9 protein-coding genes are annotated in these 12,198 nt (G+C 68.1%); 2 read left to right on the forward strand and 7 right to left on the reverse strand.

What is annotated here, in order from left to right:
• Nucleotides 1-141 precede the first annotated feature (141 nt).
• Both PW843_01840 and PW843_01845 read left to right on the forward strand, forming a co-directional pair.
• Complete coding sequence (locus PW843_01840) at nucleotides 142-1,992, forward strand: flagellin (protein ID MDE1145344.1); 1,851 nt, start codon at nucleotides 142-144, stop codon at nucleotides 1,990-1,992.
• Nucleotides 1,993-2,255: 263 nt separating this feature from the next.
• Nucleotides 2,256-2,714, forward strand: coding sequence for a flagellar biosynthesis repressor FlbT (locus PW843_01845; protein ID MDE1145345.1), 459 nt, complete (start codon nucleotides 2,256-2,258; stop codon nucleotides 2,712-2,714).
• Between the two features lie 86 nt (nucleotides 2,715-2,800).
• Here the strand turns inward: PW843_01845 and PW843_01850 are convergent, their stop codons facing one another.
• From PW843_01850 to PW843_01880, 7 genes are all read right to left on the reverse strand, one after another.
• Nucleotides 2,801-3,871 (reverse strand): ketoacyl-ACP synthase III, encoded by a 1,071-nt coding sequence (locus tag PW843_01850; protein MDE1145346.1) that lies wholly within the window; start codon nucleotides 3,869-3,871, stop codon nucleotides 2,801-2,803.
• A gap of 13 nt (nucleotides 3,872-3,884) precedes the next feature.
• Nucleotides 3,885-4,628: an SDR family oxidoreductase gene (locus PW843_01855; protein ID MDE1145347.1), complete on the reverse strand. Its 744-nt coding sequence runs from the start codon at nucleotides 4,626-4,628 to the stop codon at nucleotides 3,885-3,887.
• Nucleotides 4,625-5,878, reverse strand: a complete 1,254-nt coding sequence (locus tag PW843_01860; protein MDE1145348.1) for an AMP-binding protein — start codon at nucleotides 5,876-5,878, stop codon at nucleotides 4,625-4,627. Before PW843_01860 ends, PW843_01855 begins: the two co-directional genes overlap by 4 nt.
• A gap of 80 nt (nucleotides 5,879-5,958) precedes the next feature.
• Entirely contained in the window at nucleotides 5,959-8,154 is a 2,196-nt protein-coding gene (locus tag PW843_01865; GenBank protein ID MDE1145349.1) for a prolyl oligopeptidase family serine peptidase, read from the reverse strand.
• A gap of 240 nt (nucleotides 8,155-8,394) precedes the next feature.
• On the reverse strand, nucleotides 8,395-9,810 hold the full coding sequence (locus PW843_01870) for a nitrate/sulfonate/bicarbonate ABC transporter ATP-binding protein (GenBank protein MDE1145350.1): 1,416 nt from the start codon (nucleotides 9,808-9,810) through the stop codon (nucleotides 8,395-8,397).
• An 18-nt stretch (nucleotides 9,811-9,828) separates the two neighbouring features.
• Entirely contained in the window at nucleotides 9,829-11,574 is a 1,746-nt protein-coding gene (locus PW843_01875; protein ID MDE1145351.1) for an ABC transporter permease subunit, read from the reverse strand.
• Nucleotides 11,575-11,658: 84 nt separating this feature from the next.
• Nucleotides 11,659-11,904 carry a hypothetical protein gene (locus PW843_01880; GenBank protein MDE1145352.1) on the reverse strand — a complete coding sequence of 82 codons (246 nt, stop codon included), beginning with the start codon at nucleotides 11,902-11,904 and terminating at the stop codon, nucleotides 11,659-11,661.
• Nucleotides 11,905-12,198 lie beyond the last annotated feature (294 nt).

Genomic DNA, 12,198 nt, shown 5'->3' on the forward strand with positions numbered 1-12,198 from the left:
GTTCCCGGAAGGGCAGCGCGAGAGTTTGGACGAAATCGTCTAAAATTTTATCTTTCTCGCCTTGACTCCCCGGCCCAAACGGTTCATCTCTGAATTGTCCGAAAAATTCGGGCAAACATACCCTCCAAAGGAGCAATCATTATGGCCACCGATTCCGTTTCCCTCTCGTCTGCCATGCGGTCCAACCTGCTGCTGCTGCAGCAGACCACGACCTCTGCCAACAAGCTGGAAACCCAGCTGTCGACCGGCAACAAGGTGAATTCTGCCCTTGACGGTCCGACCGCCTATTTTGCCGCGCAGAGCCTGAACCAGCGCGCCAGCGATCTGTCCACGCTGAAGGACTCGATGACCCAGGCCGTCAGCACCATCAAGGCTGGCAACCAGGGCATCACCTCCATCCAGGACATGGTCACCCAGGCGCAGGGCCTGCTGACCACCGCCTATGCCAACCTGGGTTCGGACGCCAGCTCGGTCTCGACCCGTAAGTCCCTGGCCACCCAGTTCAACGCGATCAAGGATCAGATCGACAAGCTGGCTGGCGACAGCGGCTATTCGGGCAAGAACCTGGTCGCCGGTAACGGCCAGTCCTTCGCCGCTTCGTCCACGTCGGTTGCCTCGGCGAACTCCATCACCGCGATTTCCAACGCCAAGGTGACCAACATCACCTCGGCCGACACCTACTCGTTGCGTGTCAGCGGCACGGGTGCCGTCACCGGCTCCGCCGGCGACATCGCCGACACCGAGACCAACCGTGGCCTGTTCGGCCTGAAGGTTTCCGGCACGCTGAGCAGCACCGCCGGCAACTTCTCCGACATTTCCGTCCAGATCCGCGGCTCGGTCGGTCAGACCCGCAGCGTGGTCGTCACGGAAGGCGACGAGTCGCGTACCATCAACTTCTTCGACAACACCCAGTCGGCCACCAACACCCTGCAGGCCGCCGGCAGTTCCGGCGTCGCGCAGAAGTCGCAGGTGACGATCACGGGCAACGTCGATGAAGGCGATACCTTCACCGCCACGGTGAACGGCCGCACCTTCACGTACACCGCCTCGGCGGGCGACGTGTCGGCGGCGGACCCCACCACCCGTCAGGCCAGCATCGCTTCCGGCCTGCAGAACGTCGTTAAAAACGGCCTACAGGCGTCGGGCTTCACCGTCGGCACCGCCAGCGGCGGCAGCTTCACCATCACCGCGTCGGGCACCACCGGCACGGCCAATTCCTTCACGCTGGGCACCTCGGCCTCCAACGCGCTGACCAAGGACATCTCCTTGTCCTTCTCGTCGGGCACCGTGGTGTCGTTCACCATCGACCGCGCATCCCTGGAAGCCCTGGGCACCGCGGGCAATGGCACGTCCACCATCGAGAAGAACGTTGACATCGCCGTCACCGCGACGGACCTGAACGGCGTGTCCATCACCCGTTCCGGCGACAACGAACGGGGCAGCGCCAAGCTGTCGGATGGTGAAAACGCCTTCGCGTTCGACTCCGGTACCGTCCGCCTGAATGTCGCCTCGGCGAACATTCTGCAGGCGGCCAGCGCCAACGGGGCGGCCAACCTGACCACCGCGCAGACCACGGCGGCCGGGACGACCAACGACCTGTCGGTGCAGTTCAATGAGACCAACACCAGCGGCCTGACCGTGGCGGCGACCAACGTCACCACTTCCGGCCAGGGCCTCGCCATCGACTATGCCCAGAACGATTTCCTGGATCGTTCGGACATCGACAAGGCGTCGGCTCAGCTGACCAACGCCACCAACGTTCTGCGCGCTGCCTCTCAGACGCTCAGCACCAACCTGAACATCATTCAGACCCGTTCGGATTTCACCGACGCGTTCAACAATGTGTTGCAGGACGGCGCCGACAGCCTGACGCAGGTCGACCAGAACTCGGCTGGCGCCCAGTTGCTGGCCCTGCAGACCAAGCAGTCCCTGGGTACGACGACCCTGTCCCTGGCCAACCAGGCTCAGCAGTCGATCCTCAAGCTGTTCTAATCTGCGGTTTGACATCTGGAAGTACGGGGGTGGCGGACGGCAACGTCCGCCACCTTCTTTTTTGGGCGCGCCTTCGGGTGCATCACCGCCATAGAGGTCCTATTTTCCGCGGGACATTCTTCGGACGGTGGCGGTTTTTTGGTGACCGGACGGGGTCCCGTGCCGTAATTCCTGAGATCCGCCGGATCCGAATGCGCCCGGCGCCGACGGCCCGGCCGTCAAAGAGTGGGTGTCCCCCCAAGCGTTCAAGGAAGGAATGCACGGTGCCGCTGAAGCTGGTCCTACGCCCCGGTGAAAAGTTGATCGTGAACGGCGCCGTCATCGGCGTCGGCGATCATCCCGTGTCGCTGTTCTTCTACAACAAAGTCAATTTCCTGCGCGGCCGGGAAATCCTGAAGGAAGAGAACTGCGACACCATCGAGAAGCGGCTCTATTTCATCATCCAGCTGATCTACATCTTCCCCGAGGACGCGGCCACCAACCTGGTGCATTTCGGCGCCATCCTGGAAGAGGCCCGCGCCCAGCACCCCGAGAAGAACGGGCTGTTCGATGAGGTCCAGACCCTGGTGCAGGAGGGCAACAACTACCGTGCCCTGAAGCTGTGCCGGAAGCTGTTCGACATCAAGGAAACCAACGGCGATCCCGCGCCGGCGCAGCAGCCCAAGCCACCGGTGGAGGTGGTGCGCCGCCGCCGCAAGGCACCGGCCCCCGCCGAGGAATGACGCGCAGCGGCACTCATGCCGCTGTAGCCCGCGACCGCGGGCGCCGGAAGTTTTCGGGGAGCCGAAGGCGGACTGAAAACTGAGGATCAGCCCAGCGGCCGGATGGCCGCGCCCGGCGCTTGAGGAGACGGTAAAATAATCGTCTCGCACACGGCCAGCGGCCCCAGGGTGGCCGCGGCCGTGGCCCAGGACCAACCCACACCGAATCCCGACAGCAGCAGCCGCAGGGGCCCGGCCTTCAGGTCCTCCGCCACCGCGTGGGTCAGCGCCAGGGGTACCGACGCCGAACTGGTGTTGCCGTGCCGGGCCAGCGCCAGCACCAGCCGCCGCTCGTCCGCGCCGATCTTCTGGCCCAGGCGGCGGATCATCATCTCATTCGCCTGATGCAGGACGAAACGGTCAACGTCGGCGGCATCCCAGCCGGCGGCATCCAGGGTGGTGGCGATGGCGGCCGGCACCTCACGCAAAGTGAAGGCGAAGACCTGGGTGCCGTCCATGAACAGGCGAGGCGGCGTGCCGGGCGCGCGCATGGCGCCGCCGGGCACGGTCAGGTAGGGGGCACCCGCCCCGTCCGTGCCCAGATCCACGGTCAGCGGCGGGGCGGCGGGGTCCATCTCCAGTGCCGTGGCCGCCGCCGCGTCACCGAATAGGGGCGCCACCGCCCGATCGTCCGGGTCCAGGATGCGGCTGGTGGTATCACCGGCCAGCAGCAGGGCGCGGCGCGGACGGCCATCGGGGTGCGGCAACAGCGACGCCAGCGCCGAGCCCGCCGCCCACAGGCCGTAGACGTATCCGGAACAGCCCAGGGACAGGTCGAAGGCGGCCACCGTCTTGGGCAGGCCCAACCGCCGCTGCACCAGGCAGGCGGTGGCCGGCAGCACCTGGTCGTGGGTCTGGCTGACAAACACCAGCAGGTCGATGTCGGCGGCATCCCAGCCCAGACCGGACAGCAGGGCCTGCGCCGCCGGCACCGCCAGGTCGGACGTGCATTGGTCCGGTGCCGCCAAATGGCGAGCGTGGATGCCGGTGGCGGCGGCCAAGCGGCGGGCGGCATCGTCGCCGAAGCGCGCCGCCACGTCCGCCGTTTCCTCCACCCCGGCCGGCAATGCCGAAACGATGCCCCGCACCGCCACGCCGTTCAACCGGGCCAACGCCATCAAGCTTCTCCCATCAGCAGGTGATGCCGCCGTCGACCACCAAGGTCTGCCCGGTCATATAGGCGGCCCCCGGCCCCAGCAGGAAGCGCACCACCGGCACCACGTCGTCCGCCCTACCCAGGCGGCCCAGCGGCGTGCGCCGCACGATCTGGTCGCGCTGGCCGGGCGCAAGGGTGGATGACATTTCCGTCTCCAGATATCCGGGCGCCACCGAATTGACGGTGATGCCACGCCGCCCCACCTCGCGCGCCAGGGCGCGGGTCAGGCCATCCAGCCCAGCCTTGGTGGCGGCATAGGCGGCCAGGCCGGAATAACCGCGCTGCCCGATGATGGAGGAGATGTTGATGATGCGCCCGCCCGCCGGCTGGGCGGTGGCCGGCCGGCGCAGCAGGTGGCGCAAGGCCGCGCGCGCCGCCTGGATGGCACCGTTCAGGTTGGTCTGGATCAGCGTGTCGATCTCCACCTGCGGCAGGGTGGCCAGGATGCCCTCACGCGCGATGCCGGCGTTGTTGACCAGGCCGTAGAGGCCGCCAGCCCAGGCCACCGCCGCATCGACGAAAGCCGTCACCTGGGCGGCATCGCCCACCTGCGCCGGCTGGAACAGGAAACGGTCGGCATACTTTTCCGCCAGATCCGCCACCTCCGCCGTGGGGCTGCGGGCGCAGGTGGACACCCGCCAGCCGTCCTCCAGCAACGCCCGCGCCAGCGCCAGGCCCAGACCCCGGCTGCCGCCGGTGACGATGATATGATCGCTCATGCCCCTATCCGTTTCTTCTTGCCCGACGGGGATAATTCCAGTTCCGCAACGAATTCCAGCCGGCGTGGCCGGGCGGCCGGCGGCAAGTCGGCCAGCGCCGCCACCACGGCCCCGCGCAAGCGGCCCACGTCCTGGCCCGGCGCCGCCACCAGGCGGGCGGTCAGCAACTGGCCCACGATGGGGCTGGCCTGCACCAGCACGGCGGCATCGGCGATGCCGGGCACGCCCAGGATCACCGCCTCCACCACGTCGGGCCGCACCTTGACGCCGCCGACATTGACAACGCCGTCCTCACGGCCCCGGAACAGCACCCGGTCGCCCACCGGGTCCACCCGGTCGCCGGTGACGTACCAGCCGTCCTCATTGGCCAGATCCAGCGCCTGGCGCGGTCCCCGCACCTGAAGCACACCGTCGCGGATGCGCAGGGCCGTGCCCTCCACCCCCGTTTCCAGCCAGGCGGCGGGGAAACCGGCGCGGCCGTCGGTGACGGCGAACAGGGCGCCGGCTTCGGTACTGGCATAGATGTGACGGATGGCGGCGGTGGGGAAGGCCAGGGCCAGGCGGTCCAGCAGGGGCTGGTCCGCCGCCTCGCCGCCGAGGGTCAGGGATTTCAGCGGCGGCACTTGCCCGGTCAGCAGGAAGGCGCGCCAGAAACTGGGCGTGGCGCTGATATGGGTGACGCCGTGGTGCCGCGCCAGCGCCGCCAGGCGGGGCACATCATGGGCGGCACCAGCCACCAGCGTGCCGCCGCCCCGCAGCACCGTCAGCAGCACCTGCAAACCGGCATAGCCGCCGGAATCGAAAGTGGCCAGCCAGACAGTGCCCCGCCCCCGCCCCGGCTGGACGCGGGCCGCCAGTCGGTCGGGATCGTGGCGCAGACGCTTGGGCACGCCGGTGGTGCCGGAGGTTTCCAGCACCAGGCGAAAGCTATCCGCAGCACCGTCCGAAAATCGGGTCACGCCGCCATCGGCATCGACCAGGGCGTCAACCCCCGGCGGCACAGCCGTCCCGCGCAGCAGCGACAGTTCCACCCCCAGCGTGCGGGCGGCCAGCACGGCCACCGCCACCCGCAGGGGTTTGGCCGCCATCGCCGCCACCCGGGCGACGCCACGCAAGCGGCCAGCCAAATCGGCTGCCAGCGCCAGCAGGGCGTCCCGGTCGTGAAGCACGCCGTCCTGGATCAACCGACAATCCGGATCCAGCCAGGCGGCGGGCGCCTGCTGTGCGGGATCAAGGGGTGGCGCGGTCATGGGGCAGGCGGGCCTTGGGGGTGATTAAACGCAGAATCGCAAGCACCCACTATGGGCCAGCGCCCCGCCGCGCGACAGGATTAATGAGGTGTCGGCAGCGTCATGTTCAGTTGGTCGAACAGGAAGCTGTAGATGTCGGTCGACAGGGCCACGCGTTCCGCCAGTGAACTGCCGTGGCCATGGCCGGCATTGGCGGTGGTGCGCAGCAGGATGGGCAGGCCGGCGGGGTCGGCCGCCTGCAACCGCGCCACCATCTTGCGTGAATGCATGGGGTTCACCCGCCCGTCATTCTCCCCCGTCGCCAGCAGGATGGCGGGATAACGCGCACCATCCACCACGTGATGATAGGGGGAATAGGCGTAGAGCGCCTGGAACTGCGCCGCATCCTTCACCGTGCCGTATTCGGTGATGTTGAAGGCACCGTTGGGGTCCAGTTCCGTGCGCACCATGTCATAGATGCCGACATTGCCGACCACGGCGCGGGCCAGATCCGGATGCTGGGTCAGGGTGGCACCCATCAGCAGGCCGCCGTTGCTGCCGCCGATCAGGGCCAAATGGTCGGCATCGGTGTAGTGGCGCTGCACCAGTAGACGGGCCACGGCGGCGAAGTCATCGAACACGTGCTGTTTCTGCGTCAGGCGTCCGGCATCGTGCCAGGCCTCGCCGAATTCCGCCCCACCGCGCAGGTTGGCGATGGCGTAGATGCCGCCGGCGTCCAGCCACAGCCGCTGTTCCGGCCCCAGCTGGTGCGGGCTGAGGTTGACACCGAAACCGCCGTAGCCGGTCAGCAGCACCGGCGCCTTGCCGTCGCGCTTCGCCCCCTTGGGAATGACGATGGTGACCGGCACCTGGGTCCCGTCGGCGGATACGGCCGCGTCGCGCACCACCTCGGCATCGCTGAAGTCCAAGCCACCGGTGGCGGACAGCCGCGTCTCATCCATCGTCTGGCGGTGTTCGTCGAACACGGCGTAGGTGGGCGCCTTCAGATAGGTGCCGATGTCGTACAGCACCCGGCCGCCCTCCAGCGGCACCAGTTCCTCATTGGTGGCGACCGGCAGCATCTGCAGGGGCCCCAAGGGCTGGCCGGTGGTGGGCGCCACCATGGCGACGGTGACAGGGCCCCCTTCGATGCGCCGCAGGTAGAGGCGTTCCGCCGTCACCGCCAGGGCGCGCGAGCCCCCGTCGGACACCAGCGCCGCCTTGCCTTCCGGCACCAGCACCTTGGCGTGGGCCAGATCCGTGTCGCCGGGCGCCAGGCGCAGCACGCGGCCGCCCGGCGCACCCAGGCGGGAGATCAGATAGACGGCACCATCCGGCCCGGCACTGACCGCCACCACCTTGTCGGCCAGCTTGGTCAAGCGCTTAGGCGTTCCGGTGGGGCCGGCGGCAACGGGCAGCAGGAAATGCTCGAACTCCCCGCCATCGCCGTTGGCAACGGAGATGACCAGGGGGGCGGTACCCTCGCGGTTATCCAGCTGCACCTCGGCGATGCGGGGGAAGTCGCGGCCCAGGACGTAGGTGTCGTTCTTCGGATCGCCGCCCAGCGGGTGCCAATAGACCTGCATGAAGAAGTGGCGGTCGGCATCCGCCCGTTCGGCACCGGGATAGCGGGTGTACCAGAAGCCCTTGCCGTCGGCCGCCCAGGCCAGGTCGCCGCCACCGGTGGGATACTGGACATTGGGAATGACGTCGCCCAATTCCGCCCCCGTGGCGGCATCGAAGACGTGGACGCTGCCGTCCTCACTGCCGCCCACCGACAGGCTGGCCGCCAGGTAGCGCCCGTCGGGCGAGGGCACGAACCAATCCACCGCCGTCAGGCCGCGCGGATCCAGCTTGTTGGGGTCGATCACCACCTTGACCGGCAGGCCCGACACCGGTGCGGTGGTGGCGATATCGTCGATCATGACGATCTGCGGCTGTTGCAGGCGCGGGTCCGTGAAACGCGCGAACAGATGGCCACCGGCCGCGCGCACGCCGGAATAGCGGCTGGGCGTGGCGGTGATCAGGGTCTGGAGCCGCGCCTGGATGGCGGCGCGCTGCCGCACCCCGTCCAGGTAAACCCGGCTGTAAGCGTTCTCATCCGCCGACCAGCGCTTCACCTCAGGGCTGGACCAATCCTCCAGCCAGCGGTAGGGGTCGGCCACCGCCTGCCCAAAATAGGTGTCGGTCACCGGTTGCGCCGGCGTGGACGGCAAGCCCACCGCCCCCGCGCCGCCCCCACCACCGATGCCGGCCACGGCCAAGGACAGGGCGATCAGACGGGAACGTAAGGCCATGACAGGGCGTCTTTCGGATAAGGGAACCAAGGTGGCGCAGTCCACCACCGGCAACCCGTTCTGCCAAGCCCATTCATCAAATAAGTCAGCGGCCTGAAAATTCTTCAGGCCGCTATAGGCCGCGACTGCGGCCGCCGGAGTTTTGCGGGGAGCAGAGCGGACTGCAAAACGAGGATAGCCAAGGGGCGGATGCCCCGCCGGCGCCTGAGGAAAACAAACAAACAAGCTGAGGAAGAGGCTTCAAGCCTCTTCCTCAGCATCCAGATGGAACTGCGACGTATCGCCGTCGTAGGCGAACACCTCGGCGTACCGCGCCCAGCTGATCATGGCCTTCAGCGTCTCATCCGCCGCGACCTCGGACATGTGGTCCTCCAGCTCGGTCTCGAAACGGGGCCGGGGGGCGCGGTGGTTGGGGCGTTCCTGTAGGACACGGCGGATGTGGCCGGCCAGGGGAATGCGCTGAAGCAGATGGTCGGCGAACAGGCGCTTGCGTTCATCCAGTTCAGCCTGGGCGAACTGCCGGGCGGCCGGCGATAGGCGGATGTCGCCTTCCGACACTTCGGCAAAACCCAGCATCTGCAAGGTTTCCGCCACCTTCAGCAGGTCGTCGGTGGACATCTGCAAGGCGGACGAAATGACCGGCAGGTCAGCCACGCCGTTGTGCGGTTCGCCATCCACCAGTTCCATCAGGCCGGCCAGCACGTTGGTGGACACGTGGGGCAGTTGCAGGCTGAGACCCGCCGCCAGGGTTTCGGCCACACCCGGCACCGTCTTCCGCTTGCGCGTCATCAGGCCGTAGATGTTGTCCACCAGCTGGCGGAAGGCTGGATCCATGCGGTTACGCGGATGTGGCAGCGTCACCTCGATCTCCGCCGCCACCCGGCCGGGGTTGGACGACATCACCAGGATGCGGTCGCACATCTGTACCGCTTCCTCGATGTTGTGGGTGACCAGCAGCACGGCGCCGATGGCCAGCCGCCCGTCGCCCCACAGATCCAGGAAGTCGGTGCGCACGGTTTCGGCCGTCAGCACATCCAGGGCGGAGAACGGTTCGTCCAGCAGCAGGATGCCGGGATCCAGCACCAGGGCACGGGCGAAACCCACGCGCTGGCGCATGCCGCCCGACAGTTCGCGGGGGTAGGCGTTCTCAAACCCGTCCAGGCCAATCAGGTCGATGGCGGCCAGGGCACGGCGGCGCATTTCCGCCGCCGGCACGCCGCGCGCCTCCAGCCCCACCTGCACGTTTTCCAGCACGGTCAGCCAGGGGAACAGGGCGAAGGACTGGAACACCATGGCCACGTCGCTGGCCGGCCCGGACACGGGCTTGCCCGCCACCGTCACCTGGCCGGATGTCGCCGACAGCAGGCCGGCGATGATGCGCAGCAGGGTGGACTTGCCGGAGCCGGAGCGGCCCAGCAAGGCCACGATCTCGCGCCGTTCCACCGACAGGTTGACGTGGTCCAGGACCAGCGGGCTGTCGGGGTCGGAATCATAGCGCTTGTTGACGTCGCGCACGGTCAGGATGGGCACGCCGCTGGAGGCTGGCCGGGGGCCGGGGGCGTGCCCCTGGGGACTCATGCCGGCGGTGGCCAGGTCGGCCGGGGCCTGGGGGGTGGCGCCCAGCAGGGCGCGGAGGGACTTCGGTGTCAGGTTCATGATGGAAGCCTCCGATCCTCAGGATACGCGCAGGCGGCGTTCGGCGTACCCGTAGAGGGGACGCCAGACCAGGCGGTTGAACAGCACGACGAAACAGACCATCACGACGTTGCCCAGCACCAGGCGGGGAAAGTCGGCCTCCGTCGTCATTTGGGCGATGTAGGCGCCCAGGCCACGGGCCTGGACGTGGGTGTCACCCCAGGACACCGCCTCGGCCACGATGCTGGCATTCCAGGCGCCGCCGCTGGCAGTGATGGCCCCCGTCACCAGGTGGGGGAAGATGCCGGGCAACAATGCGTCCCGCCACTTCTTCCACCCCCGCAGGCGCAGGTTGGTGATGACGTCGCGCAGATCGACGGGGAAGGACTGCGCCCCCGCCACCACGTTGAACAGGATGTACCACTGCGTGCCCAGGATCATCAGCGGCGACAGCCAGATGTCCGGGTTCAGGGTCCAGTGCACGATGGCGGCCACCGCCACGGGGAAGAACAGGTTGGACGGGAAGGCCGCCAGGAACTGGGCCACCGGCTGGACGATGGCGGCCAGGCGCGGCCGCAGGCCCACCATGACACCGATCGGAACCCAGATCACAGCGGCCAGCGCGATCAGAATGATGACCCGGACCATGGTGGCCAGGCCCAGCAGGACGACATGCCCGACATCGCCCCAGCTGACGCCGGTGGCCATGAACCGGATGCCGTCGACCGCGACATACAGGGCCATGGCGGCCAGCAGGCCCAGCCACAGATAGTCGCCCACCTTGATGGCGCGAGGGCTGAGCCGCGGGGTCGGCAGCCGGGGCAGGGACGGCAGGCGCCAGCGCAGGGTGGCGCGGGCGGCCCCGCCGGCCGGCCGGCCCAGCGTGCGGAACAGGGTGGAGCGTTCCACCATGGTCAGCACCCAGGAGGTCGGGCGCTGTTCCGCCTGCACCGTGTCGGCGCGGAAACGCTCCGCCCAGGCCACCAGCGGCCGGAACAGCAGCTGGTCGTACAGCAGGATGACGCCCAGCATGGTCAGGATGACCCAGCCGATGGCCGCCAGGTTGCGCTGTTCGATGGCCAGCGCCAGGTAGGCGCCCACGCCCGGCAGGGTGATGGTGGTGGTGCCCACCGTCACCGCCTCGGCCGCGACCACGAAGAACCAACCGCCGGACATGCTCATCATCATGTTCCAGACCAGGCCGGGCACGGCGAAGGGCACCTCCAGCCGCCAGAAGCGCTGCCAGGTGGACAGGTGATACCCCTGGCAGACTTCTTCCAGGTCGGACGGCACCGTCCGCAGCGACTGGTAGAAACTGAAGGTCATGTTCCAGGCCTGGCTGGTGAAGATGGCGAAGATGGACGCCAGCTCCGCCCCCACCACCTGGCCGGGGAACAGGCCCAGGAAGAACGTGACGGTGAAGGACAGGTACGTCAGCACCGGCACGGACTGGAGAATGTCCAGCGCCGGGATCAGGATTTGGCCTGCCCGCTGGCTTTTGACGGCCAGGGGGGCGTAGACCAGGGTGAACAGCAGGGACGCGCCCAGGGCCGCCATCATGCGCAGCGTCGTGCGCAGGGCGTAATAAGGCAGGGTCCAGGGATCCAGCGTGATGGGCGTGCGTTCCAGCTGCGACAGCGGCTGCGCCACCTCATGCCCGCCGAACACCAGCAGGGCCAGCAGGCCCAGGACCAGCGGCAGGGCCACCACGTCCCAGCGGGACGGCGCCAGGCGGGCCAACGGGCTGGACGAACCCAGCCCGTCACGCCCGTGCAGGACATGCATGGTCATTGGCCGTCCCCCCCGATCACATCGTGGGCAGCAACCGACTCGTCCCGGGGGAACAGGGTCAGCGGTATCAGAAAGCGGTCAGAGTGCCCGCCGCGTTCGGCCCTCCGACGGGCAGTCGTTGGCGGCCAGGTCGTTGGCGGCCACCGGACGGCGCATCAGCATCCAGCCCATCACGGGCCGGCCGGCGGCATCCGGCCGCCATACCAGGGTGAGGCCATGGCCGGAAAGCGCGGCACGCTGCGCTTGCGCGGCGCGGGCCGCCGCCGCCATGACGGCGGACACGGGATCGGTCCCGGCGGAAAAACGGGTCTTGTTGAGGGCCATTGCTGCCTCCGTCACGCGGCCGGTGCCCGGCGGGGACGAAGGCGGGGGCGGGGGCGCCGGAGCGCCCTGTGATCAGGCCGCCTGGCACTCCCACCCAAACCTTGGTCCCGGCTGGCGGTCTGGAAGGATCGTCCACGCCGGAAAAATCCGGCCAAACGGGTCCGTGCCGCTCTCACTAGGTCGAGGGTTCATTCTCAGGGTGGCTGTTCTCGTGGAATTGACGGTGTACCGCCCGTCGCTATGGAACCGGGGTTCCGAACGGCCAGCGGTAACCGACGGCCCGCCAATAAACCC

Source organism: Azospirillaceae bacterium (genome assembly GCA_028283825.1).
Classification (GTDB): domain Bacteria; phylum Pseudomonadota; class Alphaproteobacteria; order Azospirillales; family Azospirillaceae; genus Nitrospirillum.

Excerpts from the sequence above, each read along its gene's own strand:
- PW843_01850 (MDE1145346.1), bottom strand. The coding sequence starts at position 3,871 with ATGGCGTTGGCCCGGTTGAACGGCGTGGCGGTGCGGGGCATCGTTTCG.
- PW843_01880 (MDE1145352.1), bottom strand. The coding sequence starts at position 11,904 with ATGGCCCTCAACAAGACCCGTTTTTCCGCCGGGACCGATCCCGTGTCC.
- PW843_01870 (MDE1145350.1), bottom strand. The coding sequence starts at position 9,810 with ATGAACCTGACACCGAAGTCCCTCCGCGCCCTGCTGGGCGCCACCCCC.
- PW843_01840 (MDE1145344.1), top strand. The coding sequence starts at position 142 with ATGGCCACCGATTCCGTTTCCCTCTCGTCTGCCATGCGGTCCAACCTG.
- PW843_01855 (MDE1145347.1), bottom strand. The coding sequence starts at position 4,628 with ATGAGCGATCATATCATCGTCACCGGCGGCAGCCGGGGTCTGGGCCTG.
- PW843_01875 (MDE1145351.1), bottom strand. The coding sequence starts at position 11,574 with ATGCATGTCCTGCACGGGCGTGACGGGCTGGGTTCGTCCAGCCCGTTG.
- PW843_01865 (MDE1145349.1), bottom strand. The coding sequence starts at position 8,154 with ATGGCCTTACGTTCCCGTCTGATCGCCCTGTCCTTGGCCGTGGCCGGC.
- PW843_01860 (MDE1145348.1), bottom strand. The coding sequence starts at position 5,878 with ATGACCGCGCCACCCCTTGATCCCGCACAGCAGGCGCCCGCCGCCTGG.